This window comes from Pseudoalteromonas xiamenensis (assembly GCF_030994125.1).
Lineage (GTDB): Bacteria > Pseudomonadota > Gammaproteobacteria > Enterobacterales > Alteromonadaceae > Pseudoalteromonas > Pseudoalteromonas xiamenensis_B.
The window spans coordinates 2,341,897-2,361,943 of record NZ_CP099917.1; the positions used below are offsets into that span (position 1 = coordinate 2,341,897).

The following is a 20,047-nucleotide window of genomic DNA, read 5'->3' on the forward strand; positions in this document are numbered from 1 at the left end:
GTATGAAGAAAATTTTAGCGGTGGATGATTCGGCATCTATGCGTCAAATGGTAAGTTTCACCCTAAAGAAGGCGGGCTTCGATGTCACTGAAGCAAAGGATGGCAGTGAAGCATTGAGTCTAGCCAAGCAACAAGGCTATGACGCGGTTATCTCTGACGTAAACATGCCGGTGATGGATGGCATTACCCTCATCAGAGAGCTCCGAGCACTCCCTAGCTATAAATTTACGCCGTTGTTAATGCTGACGACTGAATCTGGATTAGATAAAAAGTCTGAGGGCAAAGCTGCGGGTGCAACGGGGTGGATTGTGAAACCATTCAACCCAGAACAACTGTTGGCTGTATTGAAGAAAGTGATTCGCTAAATTTAAGGAGCGACCATGAGTATCGATCTGAGCCAATTCTTTGAAGTTTTCTTTGAGGAAAGCTTCGAAGGACTTGATGCGATGGAAGCGGAGTTACTAAACCTCCGCCCTGGTGAAGAAGACTCGGAGACGATTAACACCATTTTCCGAGCTGCTCATTCCATTAAGGGAGGCAGTGGAACATTTGGTTTTACATCGGTATCTGATTTTACGCACGTACTTGAAACTCTCTTGGATCAGATACGTGATGGTCGCAGAAAGCTAACGTCTGAGCACATCAATCTGTTATTGCAATCTGTGGACTGTTTGCGTGCCATGCTTTCTGCGTTGCAAAATCAGTCAGAGCCCGACCCAACAGAAAGTCAGAAGCTAAAAGCACAGTTTGAAGCGATATTGGGCATTGAATCTGAGGCTGGTGGTGAGGAAGTATTAAGCGAAGCCGAGCCGGATAAACTCACCTTTCAAATCGATTTCAAACCTCATGCCCATTTGTTCAAAACGGGAAACGAACCGCTTTATATGATTGGCGAGTTGGCTGAACTCGGCGATTTAGAAACGCAGGCGTTTCATGATGGCATACCTCCATTTGATGAGTTTAATGCAGAAGACTGCTATCTGGCATGGCGATTTTTTTTAACAACAACCGCGCCTGAAACGGCTATTCACGAAGTGTTTGAGTGGGTCGAAGACGATGCCGACATCAGTGTGCAATTATGTGGTGGTTTGTTTGAAGAATTCGACGATGATCTAGACAAAGAAATTGCGGCAACAATTTCGTCGAAAGACACCCCCAAAAGTGTAGAAACTATTGAACATGAGCCAGCGGAAAATATCACAGCGCAAGTAAAAGAAGAAAAGGCACCAAGTGCAACCGCTGCAGCCCAACCGGCGCTTAGTGCTAAACCTAGCACCAGCACACCTAAAACCCAAGATAATACCTCTACTTCTATTCGCGTGGGTATCGATAAAGTGGATTCCCTCATTAATATGGTCGGCGAGTTAGTGATCACTCAAGCTATGCTAAGTCAACTCGGCGAGCAGGATATGACGGACTCGACAATTTCGGCTTTGCAAGAAGGGCTCGCTCAACTGGCGCACAATACGCGAGATCTACAAGAGAGTGTGATGCGTATTCGCATGTTGCCCATTAGTTTCGTATTCAGTCGTTTTCCACGTTTAGTTCGAGATATTTCTCAAAAACTCAATAAACAAGTCGAGTTGAAACTCTTAGGTGAGCAAACTGAACTCGACAAAACCGTCATGGAGAAAATTTCTGATCCCATGGTGCATTTGGTTCGAAATTCGTTAGACCATGGTATCGAAACGCCGGAACAGCGCATTGCTGCGGGTAAAGACCCAGTGGGCACACTTACACTCAATGCGTTTCATCAAGGCGGCAATATTGTTATTGAAATCATGGACGATGGGCAGGGTTTAAATACCGACAAAATTAAACAAAAAGCCATTGCGAATGGGCTAATTAACGAAGACGATGAACTCTCAAGTGAAGAAGTAAACGAATTAATCTTTAGACCTGGATTTTCCACTGCAGATACCGTAAGTGATATTTCCGGACGAGGCGTCGGCATGGATGTAGTAAGACGCAACATCCAAGCACTAAATGGTTCGGTTGAAGTTTCCTCTGCTCGAGGTGTTGGCAGCACATTCACGATACGACTGCCATTGACACTGGCAATCCTCGATGGACAGCTTGTCCAAGTGGCTGAGCATACCTACATTATTCCACTCATTTCTATCGTTGAGTCTTTGCAAATTGATGTAAAAAAAGTGAGCCGGGTCGGCAAAAACTTAGACGTTTTGCGGCTGCGTGATGAATACATTCCAATCTTAAGACTATTCGATATTTTCAATCACGACGGGGCGATTGAAGAGTTAGACAAGTCTCTTCTTGTGGTTGTTGAATCTGACAATCAAAAAGTCGGTTTACTGGTTGATGATTTGCTGGCTCAGCAACAAGTCGTAATTAAGAGTTTAGAAGCCAATTACAAACGAGTGGATGGTATTTCGGGTGCAACGATATTAGGCGATGGACGAGTTTCGTTAATTATCGACATCAGCGGTTTAGTTAAACTAAGCGGGTTGCGTAAACCCGGTTCGCAGGAATTGGTCTTAGATCCTAATTTAGCGGAGGCGATATCCTAATGTTGAATGAAACAGCATTACAAACTGCGCTAAATCAACGCTTGGGCCATGGTGAAGCGCATGATGAAAAGCAGTACTTAACGTTTTTAATGGCAGGCGAGGAATACGGTGTGGACATTTTATCCGTCCAAGAGATCCGAGGCTGGAGCAGTGCCACCGCAATTCCTAACTCTCCCAGTTTTGTAAAAGGTGCCATCAATCTACGAGGTACCATTGTCCCTATCATCGATTTACGGCTGCGATTTGGTATCGAGCCAATTGCTTATGGCCCTTTAACTGTGGTGATAGTCGTTAAGGTGGATTTTAAAGAGCAGTCGAAAACCATGGGGATCGTTGTTGACGGTGTGTCGGATGTTTACAGCATTAGTGAAGACACCGCGAAAGATGTGCCTGATTTCCAAGAATCCTCCAGTTCTCAGTATGTCGATGGATTGGTTAATGTCGGTGAAAAAATGGTCGTGCTTTTGAATTTGCAAAAGACGTTACAGATATAGCAAGAAGATAAGGTGAATAATATGGGGTGGTTCTCTAGTTCGAAACCAGTGAAGACAGAAGGTGATTATGTATTGGATGCGTTAAAACGAGCGCAAGCTGTACTGGAACTTTCACCACAAGGTCAAATCATTGCTGCAAATCACAACTTTTCCAACTTATTAGGGTATATGCCTGATGCCATCAAGGGCCAGCCTTTTTCTTCATTGCTTGCGCCTTCGGCAAGAGAATCGGGAGAATTTCAAACGGCGTGGCCAAAAATTGCGGGTGGCAACGCGACACAAGCGGATTTCTTGTTAGTGAGTGCAAGCGGTCTTGATACTTGGGTTAGCATGCAATTTTTGCCAGCGCTCAATGATACGGGACAAAACACAAAAATCATCGCACTTTGTTCTGACCACGCGAAGATGAAGCAAGAAATTACTGAGTTTAAAGGGCAGGTAACAGCCATCAACCGGACGCAAGCGACTATTGAGTTCGATGTTTCAGGCAAGATTCTCAGAGCAAACAACAACTTCTTGAACGTCATGGGGTATGAGCAATCTGAAGTGGTGGGAAAACATCATCGAATGTTCATTGAAGAAGAGTTTGCCAAAAGTGATGTATACCGGGACTTTTGGGATAAGTTGGGTCGTGGGGATTTCCATTCTGGTGAGTTTAAGCGAATCGGCAAAGGTGGAAAAGTTGTTTGGATTCAGGCGACGTACACCCCCATATTGGATGACACTGGCCGAGTTGTAAAAGTTGTAAAGTACGCAAATGACATTACAGCACGCAAAAAGTTGGAAGAAATAGCAAAACAAGACGCGAATTTGGCCAATGCTTTGCGGATCTGCCAAGCAAACGTGATGATAGCAAATGCGAATTTAGAAATTGTCTTTATGAATCGTGAAGTGGAAAAAATGCTGAAAACGCATGAAAAAACGCTTCAAACGGTGTTGCCTAATTTCAATGTAGATGGACTTGTTGGAACAAACGTCGATTTTTTCCATAAAAACCCAGCTCATCAAAGAGGCCTACTTGATAAGTTAACCCAAGCGTACAAAACACGTATTAAATTGGCGGGTTTGACGTTCGATTTAATTGCAACACCTTGGCTTGGTAAAGAGGGTGAACGATTGGGTACGGTTGTGGAATGGTACGATCTGACCGAAAAGCTAGCTGAAGAAGAAAAGATACGGGCTCAAGCGGAAGAAAACTTACGTGTTCGTCGAGCGCTAGATAATGTGGCAGCCAATGCCATGATAGCGGACAACAACAACGTGATTGTGTATATGAACAATTCGGTCAGAGAAATGATGCGTATTGCTGAATCTGACTTGAGAAAAGATCTACCTAACTTTGATGCAAAGAATCTCGTTGGTAAGAACATCGATGAATTTCACAAAAATCCAGCGCACCAACGTAGTTTACTCGCCACATTAAAAGACACGTATAAAACCCAGATTAAAGTGGGTGGTAGAACCTTCTCACTTATAGCAAATCCTATTTTCACAGAAAGTAAAGAATACGTGGGTACCGTTGTCGAGTGGAATGACCGCACTGCTGAAGTCAAAATGGAAGAAGAAATTGCCCATTTGGTCAGTTCGGCGAGCAGTGGTGAACTCAGTGTTCGTGTCAGTGAAAAAGGAAAAGAAGGGTTCTTCTTGAACTTAACAAACGGCCTTAACGATTTACTTAGTAATATTGCTGAAGCAATTGAAGATACGGGCGAAATGCTCGGAGCACTTGCTGGCGGAGACTTATCTCGCCGGATGAATAAGGATTATGAAGGGGCGTTTGACCAACTAAAACGCGATGCCAATGCCACCGCGGATAAATTGACGGAAGTGATCAATCGCATTAGTACGTCAGCCGCTTTGGTTGCTAGTGGGGCAGAAGAAATTTCACAAGGTAACGCGGATTTAAGTCAACGTACTGAAGAGCAGGCTTCGTCTTTGGAAGAAACGGCTTCCAGTATGGAAGAAATGACAAGTACGGTTCGTCAGAATGCCGACAATGCACGCGTCGCAAACCAATTAGCAGCAGAAACGTGTGATAAAGCGGAATTGGGTGGAGCCGTCGTTAGTCGTGCGGTTGATAGTATGTCGGCTATCAACGAATCGAGTAAGAAAATTGCGGATATCATTGGTGTTATTGATGAAATTGCCTTCCAAACTAATCTCCTTGCGTTAAACGCGGCGGTAGAAGCTGCAAGAGCTGGAGAACAAGGCCGCGGATTTGCTGTTGTCGCGGGTGAGGTGCGTAACCTCGCACAGCGCTCGGCAGCAGCTGCAAAAGAAATTAAAGACTTGATCCGAGACAGTGTGAGTAAAGTAGAAGATGGCACCGTGTTGGTTAACGAATCGGGTATGACTTTGAAAGACATTGTGGCCTCAGTACGCCGCGTGACAGAAATGATTTCCGACATCGCGTCAGCCTCTCAGGAACAAAGTTCAGGCATCGAGCAAGTGAACAAAGCCGTGTCACAAATGGATGAAATGACACAGCAAAACGCGGCGTTAGTTGAAGAAGCATCCGCAGCGGGTGAATCGATGGCGGAGCAAGCCAGAGACATGCGACGTTTGTTGAATTTCTTTAACGTTAGTTCGGATGCTGAGCCATTAGCTATGCCGAAGTTAAATGGGCATGCACCAAAAGCGGCGGCAATAGAACATCAACCGAGAGTTAAACAACCTGCACCTGTAGCAGGAGGAAATAAATTTTCGGATGAAGCGGACGAATGGGAAGAGTTCTAACCTAGACAAATGAGTAGGGGCCTAAATGAAGGAATTTGCATTATCGGACACGGATTTTAAGGCGATATCAGAAAAAGTTTACAAGGCTTGCGGTATCGTTTTAGGCCCCCACAAACGTGAAATGGTTTATTCCCGGTTAGCACGGCGGATTCGTGCTACCGGACTGAGTTCCTTTGAGGAGTATTTGTCTTATCTTGAAGACAATCCAGAAGCGGAGTTCAGTTCTTTTATCAATGCAATTACCACAAACCTCACGTCGTTTTTTAGGGAGTCACATCACTTTGACTATCTGCAAAACGAGGTGATTCCCTTGTTACTTAAACACAACCAACAATCTAAGCGCGTCCGAATATGGTCAGCAGGCTGTTCAACGGGAGAAGAACCCTACACGATAGCAATGACGATTGCGGGGCAATTTCCAAAGAGTTGGGACGTTAAAATTTTAGCGACCGACTTAGACTCCAATGTGTTAGATAGAGCTCGGCGAGGTGAATATACAGCAAGCAACGTGACGGGGTTGTCCGATAGCCATTTGAAGCAGTTTTTTCTAAAAAGTAATGATGGAACTTTGTTTAAGGTCAAACCGGAATTGCAGCAAATGGTGCATTTTAAACGCTTAAACCTGCTTGAACCTTGGCCCATGAAAGGCCCATTTGATGTGGTTTTTTGTCGTAATGTTTTGATCTACTTTGATAAAGAGACGAAAGACCGACTTTTTCAAGGCTACTACAATATTTTGGCTCGTCATGGTCACCTATTTATTGGGCACTCGGAGTCGATGGGCAAAGAGCATGTTGAATACAAAAGTTTAGGCAAAACGATGTATCGCAAGGCGAATTATGAAGCATTTTAAACCAGTTATTCATGGCTTTGAGCATGTAAAACGTTTTTGGGATTCGACTCGTCATAAAGTGGTGGCTAAAGTGTTGCCTGGTGAATTTTATATTTCAAAAAATGATGAGCTGATTTCTACAGTGCTTGGTTCGTGTATTTCTGCGTGTGTGTATGATGAAGTTATGGGCATTGGTGGGATGAATCATTTCATGTTGCCAGGGGTGAAAGATGCGAACAATTTGCATGCGAATGATCTGAGTTGTCGGTATGGAAACTGGGCGATGGAGTTTCTGATTAATGAGCTGTTGAAAAATGGTGCAGCTCGCAAAAATTTGAAAGTGAAGCTGTTTGGCGGTGGGAAAATAATACGTTCCATGACAGACATTGGTATAGGGAATATCCGATTTGCCTACGACTACGTTCAAGAAGAGAAGCTGGAGCTTATTTCACACGACGTAGGTGGGCCGTGGCCTCGAAAAATCGTATTCAACCCACAATCCGGGAAAGTGCAAGTAAAGAAGCTTCGTGAAATGCACAACGACACAATTGAAAAACGCGAAGTTCGGTACTTGCACGAAATTGAGGCGCAAGATAAGAAAACGGATATTGAGCTGTTTTAAGAGAATGCCATGATTAAAGTGCTGGTGGTGGATGATTCACCGTTGATTCGTAAATTGCTGACAGAGATCCTCACGCAGGCTGATGACATTACCGTTGTTGGCGTAGCGGAAGACCCCTATGAAGCACGTGATAAAATAAAACAGCTTAACCCTGATGTCTTAACACTCGACATTGAAATGCCTAAGATGAATGGGATCAGTTTTTTGAAAAATCTTATGCGTTTACGACCCATGCCTGTGATTATGATATCCACACTCACACAGCAAGGGTCGCCTGTAACGCTTGAAGCATTGGAACTTGGAGCGGTTGATTTTATTGCGAAACCCTCTGTGAATGTCGCGAAAGAATTAAACGATTACATGGAAGTGGTACACCAAAAAGTACGAGCGGCATATCGCGCGCGTTTACGGCCATTCAAAGCCGCTGATCAAGGAGGCGCTTCTGGGGTCGTTTCCAAATATGAGCATTTCTTGCCCGGACGGATATTAGCGGTAGGAGCAAGTACTGGTGGTACAGAAGCAATTAAAGAAGTGTTGATCCGCATGCCAGCGAATTGTCCTCCTATAGTCGTCACGCAACATATTCCACCGGTGTTTAGTACGTCATTTGCACTACGAATGGACAGAAGTTGTACTATCTCTGTCAAAGAAGCAGCAGAGGGCGATGTATTAAAACCGGGCACGGCGTATATAGCACCCGGCGATAAGCATCTTAAAGTGATGCGCAAAGGTAGTCAGTTTGTGTGCGTGCTTGATAATGGTGAGCCTGTTAATCGGCACAAACCAGCCGTTGATGTGTTATTTGCGTCACTAATCGATTGCAATCCAAAAAACGTCAGTGCGGTCTTGCTTACGGGTATGGGCAGTGATGGGGCTAGGGGGCTACTTGCACTCAAAAACGCTGGAGCGGTTACCTACGCTCAAGATGAAAAGACGAGTGTTGTGTGGGGAATGCCAAGGGCGGCGCATGAACTGGGCGCCGCGTTGAGTTTAGTACCTTTACATCATGTCGCCGAAACACTGCTTGCGAGTGCTGCCAAGCCTTAGACTCGTTTTTCTATTGTACTAACCACTGCTGAGAATACCAATAGTAGCGAGCTGAGTTGTCTTTCATTGGTGATGTGCAGTTGTAGCGGCTTCTGCCTTTAGACAGTGGCGTGGGGGTGTACACCTTTACTTCGGTTTCGGACAGCCATTCGGTTTTTGCTTGGCCTTGACCTGACACATAACAAGCAAATTGACTTTGATGAAACGGTTTGTCTTTAAAATTTAAAGTAAGAACGGGTTCCTTGTTATCTGTCACCGTATCTTCGTAATCGACCGATTTTAGCGGAAAAGCGGCAGAGGTTAGTTTGTACTTCAACGTGTCGATATTGGCATAAATGCCCGAAGCTGGATAACGAGGGACTGCAGTCCAATCGGTTGTTGTATCTACCGCACCGGATTGTTGGCCAATTCCAATTACTGCCATGTCATTTAAGAGGCGTTGTAACGCTTTGTTGTATTCGCCATAAGGAAATGCAACCCAAGGGTAATTGTGACCAATTTCTTCTGCAATGCGGTTTTGTGCATTAGTTAGGTCAGCGCGGATGCGAACTCGCCACTGTTCATCGTTTTCACTAGGTCGCTTTTCGTGGAGATAGTCGTGTTGTGAAGAGTGGCTGGCAATTATCGCTCCCTCTTTGCTCAATTTACGCAATTGCTCCCATGTCATCACGTAACTTTTATGCTCGTCGATGAGTTGCGGGTTTACAAAAATCGTGTAGGGAAAACCATATTCTTTGAGAATAGGCGCAGCTGTATCGAAATTGTTGTCGTAGCCATCATCAAAGGTGATTGCGACAGTTTTGTCCGGTAATGAATGACCCTGTTGCAATGAAGCGAATAGCTTATCCAAACCGATGACGTTAAACCCATTATTTTTTAAAAAAGCTAAATGTTGTTTAAACGTCTCTTTCGAAATACTTGTCACAGGAGGAAGGGTTTCACTTACATGGTGATACTGTAAGATAACGGCACTGTGAGCAGGCATTGCCAAACCGAAAAGAAAGCTAAGACTGAGATGCGCGCGTTTTTTACCAACCATAAGTTACAACACCTTGAGTTACTGCGTCTAAGTGGGCCTATGATGTTAGCAAACATCTCCGTACCACTACTAGGACTTGTTGATACCGCGGTGATAGGTCACCTTTCAAATGCCTATTTTCTCGCGGCTATTGCTCTTGGTTCAAGTAGCGTTAGCTTGATTTTTTGGTTGTTGGGCTTTTTACGTATGAGTACAACAGGGCTTGTCGCTCAGCGATTTGGCGAACGCAATGAAGCCGCGTTACTTAGCCAACTTTATGCGAGTGCCGCGATAGCAATCGGTTTGTCTGTGTTGTTACTGTTGTTGCAAGGTTCAATCATAGCGCTCGTCGCTAACCTATCCAGTGCTTCTCCCGACGTGATGGCAAGTGCAGGGCGTTACATTGAGATACGTCTGCTGAGTGCACCCGCAGCAATGATGAATTTGGTGTTATTAGGCGCGTTACTTGGATTACAAAATGGCAAAGGGCCATTTTATGTGGTGCTGTTTAGTAATGGATTGAATATCGTATTAGACGTGTGGTTTGTTGTTGGTCTTGATCTCAATGTAGTTGGGGCTGCTTGGGCCACGTGCATCTCGGACTATTTGTCCTGTGCTTTGGCTATCGGATTAGTCATAAAATCATTGGCTAGGGCCAATATCACAATGAAATGGTTTCCCATCAATCTACGCCAAATTACTCATTTGCTGAATTTAAATCGAGACATTTTTTTCGATCATTGGTACTTCAAGCGTGTTTTAGTTTTATGACGTTCTACGGTGCCCGATTAGGTGATATCACCTTGGCAACAAATGCTGTGTTATTAAACTTCCTATTGCTCATCAGTTTTGCGATGGATGGTATTGCTTATGCGCTAGAGGCAAAGGTTGGAGAAGCGGTCGGTCAAAAATCTCAAGCCGCCGTTCATCGTTGGGTGAAAGTGGGATTTTTTGGGGCGCAGTCTTTGCGCTTGGCTATACGCTCACGTTTGCTATGCTTGGGCCGGTGTTTGTCGCCAGCTTAACTTCATTGGATACAATACAAGCGAATGCCGCTGAATATTTACCGTGGATTGTCGTGATGCCATTGATTGCAACCAGTTGCTTTCTATTCGATGGGATTTTTGTTGGGCTTATGCGTGCAAAAGACATGCGTAACAGTATGATTATTTCTGGTGTGGTGGGGTTTGCAGTACCATTTATACTGACCTCTTCATTCGGAAATCATGCACTTTGGTTTGCGATGAGTTGCTTTATGGTACTAAGAGGTATTACTTTGGGTCTTCGTTATCGAACAGTGATGGGTCGAGGGCTTTTCGATCAAGCACTTGTGCAAACCGATTAGCAAAGATACCGGTGTAGCCCCATGCGGCAAAGATTCCTCCCGGTAGGAGTATGACAAGACCTGGTAATTGCAACCACGGCCAATACAGATACCCCAAGGCAATTAGGCTTGCACCCAAGGCAAATAATGCAAGGCCGATAAAAAATCGTGTCATGCTTCGCTTGGGGGTACTCCCCAAGCGAAAAATCCATTCTTTCAGCATCAATCGACTCGCGATTAATAGTAAGAATGCTCACCGTGAGCGTGTTCAGTGATATCGCGAACGCCGCTTATTTCAGGGAACTTAGCGATCATTTCTTTCTCAATGCCTTCTTTAAGCGTGACATCTATCATTGAACAGCCGTTACAACCGCCACCGAATTGAAGCACCGCTATACCGTCTTTTGTAATCTCGACTAAACTCACTTGGCCACCGTGGTTAGCCAATTGTGGGTTTACTTCCGTCGTTAACATGTGTTGGACTCGGTCATTTAGAGACGCATCATCACCCAATTTTTTCGCTTTGGCATTCGGAGCTTTAAGGGTAAGTTGCGTGCCCATTTTATCGGTGACGAAGTCGATTTCTGCTTCTTCTAAAAACGGTGCGCTTTCTTCATCGACAACGGCATCAAAACCATTAAACGGTAAACGGATGTCAGTTGGCTCTACTGCGTCAGCAGGGCAGTAAGATACGCCACACTCTGCTTTCGATGTGCCAGGATTTACCACGAACACGCGGATATTCGTGCCTTCAGCTTGATTTGAAAGCAATTTACCAAAATGGATTTGTGCGGTTTCAGAGATCTTGATCATATTGACGACTATACTTGACTAAATTACTCGGTTAATCGCTATCATACTCCGCTCATCTTATTGTCGCTAGTGTTGAACGAAATTTTTTGGAATCCTCAGAGTAAGGTTGATAGCGTAGAAAAAACGAAAAAGCATCAAGGCGAAGAAATGAGAAAATGGTTGAGTTTGGCGGCAATTACGCTCAGCAGTGCGAGCATGGCGGCACCGTTGAGTTATTATTTTGAAAGTGCAGTAAAGTTTGACCCAACAATTCCAACCCCAAGTTCTGTGCTTGGCTATGAGGTCGGTGATTGGCATGTACGCCACGACCAGCTGGTGGACTATTTAAAACTTCTCGCGGAAAAAAGCGATAGGCTTTCCATTACCGAAATTGGGCGTACGTATGAACAACGACCTTTGTTGTTGCTTTCGTTTAGTGCTCCCGCTCGACGCAAATCGCTGGATAACATTCGTCAGCAACGCCTGACCGCGATCGCCAATGGTGAAGGACTAAGTGAGCTACCTGCGGTTGCATGGATGGGTTACAGCGTTCATGGTAATGAGTCGTCCGGTAGCAATGCGGCATTATTGGTGGCGTATTACCTTGCCGCCGCAGAGGATGCCCGAATTGAACGATTGTTGTCCGATACCATCATTTTGCTCGACCCGTCATTGAATCCAGATGGTTTAAATCGGTTTGCAAGTTGGGTAAACAGTACGCGTAGTTTAACTCCATCACTCGATCCTAAACACCGAGAACACAACGAATCTTGGCCTTCAAGCCGAACGAATCATTACCTTTTCGATTTAAATCGTGATTGGCTACCGCTTCAGCATCCGGAGTCGAGAGCAAGAATGAACGCATTCCATGCTTGGAAGCCCAATTTGCTGACGGACTTTCATGAAATGGGTCCGAATAGTACGTACTTCTTTCAGCCTGGCGTACCATCACGTACGAATCCTATTACGCCAAAACAAAACGTGAAACTAACCGAAGAAATCGCGACTTTTCATGCAGCGGCGCTTGATAAACGACAACAATTGTATTTCACCAAAGAAAGTTTTGATGATTTCTACTATGGCAAAGGGTCAACGTACCCAGACATCAATGGTGCTGTGGGCATCTTGTTTGAGCAAGCGAGTAGTCGAGGCCATTTACAACAGACGATTAATGGTCCCTTATCGTTTGCTGCAACGATTAAAAATCAGCTGACGACGACGTTGTCTTCTTTCGATGCATTATTGGCGAATCAACAAAGTTTAAAAGCTTATCAGCAGACCTTTTACAACAGCGCGATTGCTGAAGCGAGAAAAGAAGATTTTGCAGGTTATGTCATTGATTTAGAAAATGACAAATCACGTGGTGATGCTTTTATGGCGATTTTAAAACAACACCAAGTCCATGCCTATCCTTTGGCGCAAACGACGGCAGTTGATGGGCATGAATTCGATGCTGCTAGCAGCGTTTATGTTCCACTTGGACAGCCGCAATATAGAGTAATCAAAGCGTTATTTTCAGAACAAACACGGTTTGAAAATAATACCTTTTATGATGTGTCCGGATGGACCATTGCCCATGCGTTTGATTTACCGTTCAAAAAGCTTAAACGTGTGCGAGATGCACAGGTTTCGGCGACGGAATGGCAGACGTCTTCAGTTCCGTCATTCGATTTAAAATCAGGTTCGTACGCTTATGCGTTTTCTTGGCAAGATAGCCAAGCGCCCGCGTTACTCAATGCTTTGCTTTCCCGCGGGATAAAAGCGCGGTTAGCGCTTGATGGTTTTTCAGCTCGATCGAGTGGCAGAGAAAAGTCGTTTTTAGCTGGGGCGGTTGTGATCCCTGCAGGTCTGCAAACTCGTGCGGATTGGTTTAGTGAGTTGAATGCGGTTGCGCAGGCCTTTGCTATCCAAATTAGCGCTATAGACAGTGGATTAACTCAATCTGGAATTGATTTAGGTTCACGGCAGTTTGCGGTGGCAAAACTCCCAAAAGTGTTGTTAGTTGGTGGACAGGGGATCAGCCAATACGAATTGGGTGAAGTTTGGCACTTTTTAGATACGCGACTGCGAATTGCACCGACGATAGTGACTCAAGAGCAATTTGCTAAATTGACCTTAAGTGATTACACCCATGTTATTCTGGTAGATGGCCAGTACCGCTTTGATGAGCAGGCTAAACAAAACATGGGGGAATGGGTGAGCAAAGGCGGGGTGATTTGGGGGCACAAGCGAGGAGCCAAATTACTAATAGAAAATAATTGGCTGAATGCAACGGCGATCAGTGAAGCCGAGCTGCGCGCTCAATTTGAGACACAAAATCTTCGCTACGTGGATCAAGAAGCGTTGGCTGCTAAACAACGAATAGCGGGGGCCATTTTCAACACTCATCTTGATATAACCCACCCTTTAACATTTGGAATGAAGGATGACACTCTTCCGATGTTCAAAGACGCGACTTGGTTGTTGCAACCCTCTACTAGTCCATTTGTCACGGTAGCAAACTATACGGCTTCACCCCTTTTAGCAGGTTATGCTGATCCGATTAACATCAATACGATTAGCCAGAGTGCCGCGTTGCTTGCACACCGAAAAGGTCGTGGCACTGTGATTGGCATGACCGACAACCCTGTGTTTCGTGGTTATTGGTATGGTACAAGTCGATTACTTGCGAACGCCTTGTTCTTTGGACATACATTAAGTGCGCAAGCCAAATAGTGTCGAAAAGGAATAAATCATGGTGAAATGGGGGTGAGCGCAAAGCTCATCGCCCATACCGTTCTAGCTCCTGCTGCTTTACAAGCTCGCGCCGCAGCATTCATCGTTGCGCCTGTGGTGATCACATCATCAAGAATCGCGACGGTCTTTCCTCTTAAATCGCCTTTGACGGTAAACGCGGCGTAGGTGTTTAGTGCACGAGCCTGTTTGCCAAGCGAAGTCTGAGGCTTTGTGTAATGCGTGCGATGTAACGTTGTGCTGGCCTTTGCTTTTGGGATGACGGGTTGCCAAATCTGCGCCGTTTGATTGTAACCGCGGAAAAAGTAACGAATGGGATGCAGTGGGATAGTGTGCATCGAATCAATCCCACGTCCAGAATCGAGCATCTGCCAACGGTTGTATTGTCGGGATAGCACTGTATGTAACGCGGCTAAATAGTGGGTTTGATTTTGAAATTTAAATGCACTGAGCCACGTCGCAATACTTCCTTCATACCAAGCACAACTGAATAAGCCATCGCAGTCGCTAAGTTGTGTCTGATGTTGTATATCTGGCCGAAGGAGTAAATTTGGCCATTGTGCTACGTCAAATAACTTTATTGTCGGTAAACAGTAAGCACAGATACCGGAGCCGTCTGGCAGCGTGTGTTGGCACAACACACAGCGGTTTGGTATGAGAGTTGAAATCCAATTCATTGTGGATACATTCCTTGAATCCAGTTATAGAGCCGTTATCATGTGGCAAGTTTTACAGAGGATGGACTAAATGCAAAAAAATATCGTCTTGCTCCATGGCTGGGGCATGAATAAAGCTGTTTGGCAGCTAGTGAACGATGCGTTGCAATCTAATCCGGATTTACACGTCAAGGCGCTCAATTTACCTGGCTTTGGTGGTGCGGATTGGGAGCAAGATAGTTATACGTTAACGGCGGCAGCGGATGAATTGGCAAAACAACTTGAAGACGATTCAATTTTGGTGGCATGGTCCATGGCCGGTCTTTTCGCGATTGACATCGCAACTCGTTATCCGCAAAAAGTAGCGAAAATTATTTTAGTGGGATCATCACCGTTCTTCCTCGGTTCTGCTCAATGGAATGGAATTAAGCCTGACGTGCTTCAGCAGTTTATGGAAGCATTGACGACAAATCCAACGAAGACAGTGGAGCGATTTTTAGCGATTCAGGCGATGGGGAGTGAGCACGCAAAAGACGACATAAAATGTTTGCGCACGTGGCTTTCGCAAGAAGCACCAGCGTCTCCTATCGCGTTGGCGGGTGGCTTAAACCTCCTTAAAGAATGTGATTTACGCCTCCAATTTGCGGCATTAAAGATGCCTATCTTAGGAATTTTTGGTCGATTAGATGCCCTTGTACCCGTGAAAGTTGTGGATGAGTTGCATAAGCTCAATCCGGCGTTTCGTGCAGAAATATTGCCAAAAGCGTCTCATGCCCCCTTTATTTCTCACCGCGAAGATTTTGTAAGCATATTGAAATCAATGCTTTAAAATTAAGCAAAGAGGATGGGAATAAAAAATGAAACTCATCCTTTCATTTGAGCTTGTTTTGAGTAATAATTAAACAGTGTAAAAGTGTGAGGAGGGGAGCTATGCCAATTGGTGATGCTTTTAGTAATGGGGTTGAAGGCTTCAATCGTGCGTCGCAGCAGATTGAGCGCACGAGCGCAGATATTAATCGCGCTACCTTACAACAACAGGATGATGACCAAATCGCGCAGCAGCGTCAACTTCAGGCCGCTCGTCCTGAAGAAGCGGTAACGCCACCAGTATCGCAACCACCTCGTCTCGACGAGTCGCTGGTGCAACTTAAAGTGGAAGAATTTAACGCTAAAGCTAATACGCAATCCATACGTACAGCCGATGAGGTGTTAGGGACGTTGGTCGACATTAAAGTGTAAAATGAACATCGTTACGCCGCAGCCGGCGCTAAATTTCCACACAGGTAACGTCTACACTGAAACCGCGAGGCGTGACAATCAATTGCGGGAAGTGATTCCACAACCCGCCCAAGCGGCTGCGTCTTTCACCGAAAATAAAGCCTATCAAGATACAGATAAAGCGAAACAAGCTCCTTCAGACGAAAAAGGACTCTACGACAAAAAAGGGCAACTTGAGGATAAACAAGCTGTTCAGAGTCGCGATGCAAAAGACGAGCATGGTCATGAAGAAGGTGACCATTCAAGTGGTCGAGAAGAGCAAAAAGCGGAAGCAGAACTTAAGCAAATAGAAGAGCTGAAAGATCGTGACACGGAAGTGCGATTACACGAAGAAGCGCATGCTCGAGTTGGCGGCCAACACGCAGGTAGCCCTAGCTACGAGTTTCAAAAAGGGCCTGATGGCACCAATTATGCGGTTGGTGGTGAAGTCATGATTGACGTGGCGGAAGTCCCCGGCGATCCACAAGGCACCATCGACAAAATGCAAACGGTTCGCGCGGCGGCACTGGCACCAGCAGAGCCGTCAGGGGCCGATCGCGCAATCGCGGCTGATGCATCGAGAAAAATCGCCTCTGCGCAAGCCGAGCTCTCTAAACAAGCTTTGAATGGTGATGGAGAAGACGATAAAACTCGTGTAAACAGTTTTGAGCGCCGACGTCTTGCTGGAGAAGACGAAGATGCCTCGTTGAACGCAGCGCAGAGCGATGTGCTTGAAGCTAAAGATAATTCTGTCCCATCGTTTCAAAATCGCAGTCTGAAGAAAGATAGAAATCCAGATGTAGAGTCAAGAGCAATGCGAATTGCTGACTTCTATCAACATGTGCATGAACCAAAAAGTGCATCTGGATTCAACGCCTACATTTAACTTTTCGTGCTGGTTAACTCACCGGTTCATTGTTTGATTTAACGCTCTCCCATCAATTGAATTACTCATCTATTGCAAGCATAGCTAAGTGACGGTAACCGGCTGCGTAAAGAAATAAAAAAGGCCGCAAGCGCGGCCTTCTCATCAAGGATTCGATCACTTTTTTAATTTAGCAAAGGCTTCCGCAAACGCGTTACCCATTGCTGCATTAGCCGATACCGGTTTTGGCTTGTTTGCCGCACGAGGAGCCGCTTTCTTTTCGACCGCAGGTTTGCTCGCTGGTGCGCTTTGTACTTCATCTTCCAAGCGCATAGTAAAGCTGATGCGTTTACGGGCAACGTCGACCTCGAGTACTTTTACTTTGACAATATCACCCGCTTTGACCACTTCACGAGGGTCGCTGATAAACTTGTTGGTTAACGCTGAAATATGGACGAGGCCATCTTGATGAACGCCGACGTCAACAAAGGCACCAAAGTTCGCAACGTTAGACACGACACCTTCAAGTACCATTCCCACTTTTAAATCAGAGATAGTTTCAACGCCAGCTTTGAACTCAGCCGTTTTGAACTCAGGGCGTGGGTCGCGGCCTGGTTTGTCGAGCTCACTGATGATGTCGGTTACGGTTGGTAAACCGAACTTTTCATCGGTGAAGTCATTCGCAACCAACTTGTTAAGAATGTCTTTATTGCCTATCAATGAGGATACTTGCAGTTGTTTTGTCTCGCAAATACGCTTTACAACTGGGTAGGCTTCGGGGTGAACCGCGGATGCATCGAGAGGATCTTTACCGTCAATAATACGTAAAAAACCGGCGGCTTGTTCGAAAGCTTTTGGCCCTAAACGCTCTACTTTTTTCAATTCTGAGCGGCTTGCAAAGCGACCATTTTCATCACGATAGCGAACAATATTGGTTGCGAGTGTTTTATTTAAGCCCGAAACACGTGTAAGTAGAGGCACTGATGCCGTATTGACGTCAACGCCCACAGAGTTTACACAATCCTCTACAACTGTCGTCAATGTTTGGCCTAGCTGACTTTGTGATACGTCATGTTGATATTGACCAACCCCGATGGATTTCGGCTCAATTTTTACCAGTTCCGCAAGCGGATCTTGGAGGCGGCGAGCAATAGAAACAGCCCCGCGAAGCGATACATCTAGATCGGGGAATTCATTTGCCGCGAATTCGGATGCAGAGTAAACCGATGCGCCCGCTTCACTGACCATGATCTTGTTCATTTTCAGGTCCGCAACAGCTTTGACGAGTTCTGCGGCAAGCTTATCGGTTTCTCTAGAAGCTGTTCCATTACCGATTGCAATGAGTTCGACTTTATATTGACGGCATAACTGCTCAAGCGTGCGCAGCGATTTATCCCACAAGTTTTGTGGAACATGCGGGAAAATGGTGTTTGTTGTTAGAAGTTTACCTGTCGCGTCAACTACGGCGATTTTACACCCTGTACGCAGACCAGGATCGATCCCCATAGTTACCTTTGCTCCCGCGGGCGCAGCCATTAACAGGTCTTTTAAATTTTTTGCAAATACATCAATCGCGTCTGTTTCAGCACGCTCGCGCATGTTGCCAAGAAATTCATTTTCTAAGTGCAGAGCCAATTTTACTTTCCATGCCCATTGCACAACCGTTAACAACCATGCACTTGCCGCTTTGCCTGAAATAGCCAAACGGTAGTGGTCGGCAATCATCTGAGCACAATAAGCCGCCGCATCTTCTGAAGACGGCTCAGGGTTAATGTTCAGTTGCAAGAAGCCTTCGTTGCGACCGCGAAGCATCGCCAGAGCACGATGTGAAGGGACTTTCGCGAGAGGCTCGCTGTGTTCGAAATAGTCTTGAAACTTTACACCACTCTTTTCTTGGCCCGCGATAACGTTGCTCTCGATTTGGCCATTTTTTTGAATGTAATGTCTAAAAGTAGCTAAAAGCTTAGCGTCTTCCGCGAAGCGTTCCATTAGGATAAATTTCGCGCCTTCTAGTGCCGCTTTGATGTCTTCAATTCCTTTGGAGATATCGACAAAGGCATTGGCTTCAGCTTCAGGATCTTTATCTGCGTCGTGAAACAGCAAATCGGCAAGTGGCTCAAGACCCGCTTCAATCGCGATTTGGCCTTTGGTACGGCGCTTAGGCTTATATGGAAGATAAAGATCTTCAAGCTCCGTTTTGCTTTGAGCACTGTGAATGTCACGTTCGAGCGCTTCTGATAATTTACCTTGCTCTTTGATAGTTGCGAGGATGAAAGTACGGCGCTCTTCAAGCTCTCGCAAGTAAGATAGGCGTTGTTCTAAGAGACGTAATTGGGTGTCGTCTAAACCCCCTGTGACTTCTTTACGGTAACGAGCGATAAAAGGCACTGTAGCACCTTCATCAAGAAGTCCAACAGCAGCGATAACTTGTTGTTCTTTGGCATTGAGTTCTTGTGCCAAACGAAGAGAGATGTTGCTCATGCAAAATCCTTATAAAAATTCAGTAGCACAACCTTGGTTGTGCGCATATCGTCGATTTTATCACCCATGCTGGGCGGCGACTAGGTTCTGTATGAGATTGAGTTGATATACCACGTCTTTTTGCCTTCTGGCGTGCGTACTACGACGTCATCATCGACGGCTTTACCAAGTAATGCTCGAGCCATCGGCGCGTCGATAGAAACCACCTCTTTTTGGTCATAAATCTCATCAGGACCGACTATCTGAAAAGTCAGGGTGTCCCCATCGTCATTTTCAATTTCGACCAATGCGCCGAAAAATACTTTACCTTCCTGATCTGGGTGCGGATAAACAATTTTCAACTCAGGTAGGCGTTTTCTTAAATAGCGGACACGACGGTCAATTTGTCGCAAAAGGCGTTTATTGAACGTGTAATCAGCATTTTCGGAGCGGTCGCCAAGGCTTGCAGCCCAAGTAACAATTTTGGTGACTTCAGGGCGTTTTTCAAACCACAACTGATCATGTTCTTGCTGTAATTGGCGATAGCCTTCAGGGGTTATCAAATTGGTTTTCACGCTGTACTCTCTATCAAATTTTCACCGCAACCTTAATCAAAGCGAGATACTTTGTCGAGTTTGGTGTGCTGTAAACTTATGTAACAAAGTAGTATCAAATTCCCATGT

16 protein-coding genes and 1 pseudogene are annotated in these 20,047 nt (G+C 45.4%); 12 read left to right on the plus strand and 5 right to left on the minus strand.

Going from position 1 to position 20,047, the window contains the following annotated elements; translation table 11 throughout:
- Positions 1-2 precede the first annotated feature (2 nt).
- Genes NI389_RS10880 through NI389_RS10910 form a run of 7 tightly spaced genes read left to right on the plus strand, consistent with a single transcriptional unit; the run spans position 3 to position 8,259 of the window.
- The gene (locus NI389_RS10880) at positions 3-365 is read left to right on the plus strand and encodes a response regulator (protein ID WP_308359923.1); all 363 of its coding nucleotides are present in this window, start codon (positions 3-5) and stop codon (positions 363-365) included.
- A 15-nt stretch (positions 366-380) separates the two neighbouring features.
- Positions 381-2,528, plus strand: a complete 2,148-nt coding sequence (locus NI389_RS10885; RefSeq protein WP_308359924.1) for a chemotaxis protein CheA — start codon at positions 381-383, stop codon at positions 2,526-2,528.
- Positions 2,528-3,022, plus strand: a complete 495-nt coding sequence (locus tag NI389_RS10890) for a chemotaxis protein CheW (protein ID WP_208842072.1) — start codon at positions 2,528-2,530, stop codon at positions 3,020-3,022. The genes NI389_RS10885 and NI389_RS10890 overlap by 1 nt, the downstream gene beginning before the upstream one ends.
- 21 nt (positions 3,023-3,043) lie before the next feature.
- Positions 3,044-5,758 (plus strand): methyl-accepting chemotaxis protein, encoded by a 2,715-nt coding sequence (locus tag NI389_RS10895; protein ID WP_308359925.1) that lies wholly within the window; start codon positions 3,044-3,046, stop codon positions 5,756-5,758.
- 25 nt (positions 5,759-5,783) lie between these two features.
- The gene (locus NI389_RS10900) at positions 5,784-6,611 is read left to right on the plus strand and encodes a CheR family methyltransferase (protein WP_308359927.1); all 828 of its coding nucleotides are present in this window, start codon (positions 5,784-5,786) and stop codon (positions 6,609-6,611) included.
- Complete coding sequence (gene cheD / locus NI389_RS10905; RefSeq protein ID WP_308359928.1) at positions 6,598-7,212, plus strand: chemoreceptor glutamine deamidase CheD; 615 nt, start codon at positions 6,598-6,600, stop codon at positions 7,210-7,212. Before NI389_RS10900 ends, cheD begins: the two co-directional genes overlap by 14 nt.
- Positions 7,213-7,221: 9 nt before the next feature.
- Entirely contained in the window at positions 7,222-8,259 is a 1,038-nt protein-coding gene (locus NI389_RS10910; protein ID WP_308359930.1) for a protein-glutamate methylesterase/protein-glutamine glutaminase, read from the plus strand.
- Between the two features lie 10 nt (positions 8,260-8,269).
- Here NI389_RS10910 and NI389_RS10915 read toward each other — a convergent pair whose 3' ends face one another.
- The gene (locus tag NI389_RS10915) at positions 8,270-9,298 is read right to left on the minus strand and encodes a polysaccharide deacetylase family protein (protein ID WP_308359931.1); all 1,029 of its coding nucleotides are present in this window, start codon (positions 9,296-9,298) and stop codon (positions 8,270-8,272) included.
- 39 nt (positions 9,299-9,337) lie between these two features.
- Between NI389_RS10915 and NI389_RS10920 the strand changes: the two are divergent.
- Positions 9,338-10,622, plus strand: a pseudogene (locus NI389_RS10920) (MATE family efflux transporter).
- A 216-nt stretch (positions 10,623-10,838) separates the two neighbouring features.
- On the opposite strand, the gene nfuA reads toward NI389_RS10920, so the two are convergent.
- Positions 10,839-11,414 carry a Fe-S biogenesis protein NfuA gene (gene nfuA, locus NI389_RS10930; RefSeq protein ID WP_308359934.1) on the minus strand — a complete coding sequence of 192 codons (576 nt, stop codon included), beginning with the start codon at positions 11,412-11,414 and terminating at the stop codon, positions 10,839-10,841.
- A 147-nt stretch (positions 11,415-11,561) separates the two neighbouring features.
- Here nfuA and NI389_RS10935 point away from each other — a divergent pair, with 147 nt between their 5' ends.
- Positions 11,562-14,108 (plus strand): M14 metallopeptidase family protein, encoded by a 2,547-nt coding sequence (locus NI389_RS10935; protein ID WP_308359936.1) that lies wholly within the window; start codon positions 11,562-11,564, stop codon positions 14,106-14,108.
- A 17-nt stretch (positions 14,109-14,125) separates the two neighbouring features.
- Here the strand turns inward: NI389_RS10935 and NI389_RS10940 are convergent, their stop codons facing one another.
- Positions 14,126-14,803 (minus strand): ComF family protein, encoded by a 678-nt coding sequence (locus NI389_RS10940; protein WP_308359937.1) that lies wholly within the window; start codon positions 14,801-14,803, stop codon positions 14,126-14,128.
- Between the two features lie 70 nt (positions 14,804-14,873).
- On the opposite strand from NI389_RS10940, the gene bioH reads away from it, so the two are divergent.
- The 3 genes from bioH (at position 14,874) to NI389_RS10955 (ending at position 16,925) form a co-directional block, all read left to right on the plus strand.
- On the plus strand, positions 14,874-15,611 hold the full coding sequence (gene bioH, locus NI389_RS10945) for a pimeloyl-ACP methyl ester esterase BioH (RefSeq protein ID WP_308359939.1): 738 nt from the start codon (positions 14,874-14,876) through the stop codon (positions 15,609-15,611).
- Between the two features lie 101 nt (positions 15,612-15,712).
- Entirely contained in the window at positions 15,713-16,021 is a 309-nt protein-coding gene (locus NI389_RS10950) for a hypothetical protein (RefSeq protein ID WP_308359940.1), read from the plus strand.
- Between the two features lies 1 nt (position 16,022).
- A complete protein-coding gene (locus NI389_RS10955) occupies positions 16,023-16,925 on the plus strand; it encodes a putative metalloprotease CJM1_0395 family protein (protein WP_308359942.1) in 903 nt (300 codons plus the stop codon).
- Positions 16,926-17,081: 156 nt separating this feature from the next.
- Here NI389_RS10955 and NI389_RS10960 read toward each other — a convergent pair whose 3' ends face one another.
- Together NI389_RS10960 and greB are read right to left on the minus strand one after the other, a co-directional pair.
- The gene (locus NI389_RS10960; protein WP_308359944.1) at positions 17,082-19,385 is read right to left on the minus strand and encodes a Tex family protein; all 2,304 of its coding nucleotides are present in this window, start codon (positions 19,383-19,385) and stop codon (positions 17,082-17,084) included.
- An 80-nt stretch (positions 19,386-19,465) separates the two neighbouring features.
- Complete coding sequence (gene greB, locus NI389_RS10965; RefSeq protein WP_308359946.1) at positions 19,466-19,939, minus strand: transcription elongation factor GreB; 474 nt, start codon at positions 19,937-19,939, stop codon at positions 19,466-19,468.
- Positions 19,940-20,047 lie beyond the last annotated feature (108 nt).

Coding starts and splice junctions, on each gene's coding strand:
- NI389_RS10880 (WP_308359923.1), top strand. CDS start 3: ATGAAGAAAATTTTAGCGGTGGATGATTCGGCATCTATGCGTCAAATG.
- NI389_RS10885 (WP_308359924.1), top strand. CDS start 381: ATGAGTATCGATCTGAGCCAATTCTTTGAAGTTTTCTTTGAGGAAAGC.
- NI389_RS10890 (WP_208842072.1), top strand. CDS start 2,528: ATGTTGAATGAAACAGCATTACAAACTGCGCTAAATCAACGCTTGGGC.
- NI389_RS10895 (WP_308359925.1), top strand. CDS start 3,044: ATGGGGTGGTTCTCTAGTTCGAAACCAGTGAAGACAGAAGGTGATTAT.
- NI389_RS10900 (WP_308359927.1), top strand. CDS start 5,784: ATGAAGGAATTTGCATTATCGGACACGGATTTTAAGGCGATATCAGAA.
- cheD (WP_308359928.1), top strand. CDS start 6,598: ATGAAGCATTTTAAACCAGTTATTCATGGCTTTGAGCATGTAAAACGT.
- NI389_RS10910 (WP_308359930.1), top strand. CDS start 7,222: ATGATTAAAGTGCTGGTGGTGGATGATTCACCGTTGATTCGTAAATTG.
- NI389_RS10915 (WP_308359931.1), bottom strand. CDS start 9,298: ATGGTTGGTAAAAAACGCGCGCATCTCAGTCTTAGCTTTCTTTTCGGT.
- nfuA (WP_308359934.1), bottom strand. CDS start 11,414: ATGATCAAGATCTCTGAAACCGCACAAATCCATTTTGGTAAATTGCTT.
- NI389_RS10935 (WP_308359936.1), top strand. CDS start 11,562: ATGAGAAAATGGTTGAGTTTGGCGGCAATTACGCTCAGCAGTGCGAGC.
- NI389_RS10940 (WP_308359937.1), bottom strand. CDS start 14,803: ATGAATTGGATTTCAACTCTCATACCAAACCGCTGTGTGTTGTGCCAA.
- bioH (WP_308359939.1), top strand. CDS start 14,874: ATGCAAAAAAATATCGTCTTGCTCCATGGCTGGGGCATGAATAAAGCT.
- NI389_RS10950 (WP_308359940.1), top strand. CDS start 15,713: ATGCCAATTGGTGATGCTTTTAGTAATGGGGTTGAAGGCTTCAATCGT.
- NI389_RS10955 (WP_308359942.1), top strand. CDS start 16,023: ATGAACATCGTTACGCCGCAGCCGGCGCTAAATTTCCACACAGGTAAC.
- NI389_RS10960 (WP_308359944.1), bottom strand. CDS start 19,385: ATGAGCAACATCTCTCTTCGTTTGGCACAAGAACTCAATGCCAAAGAA.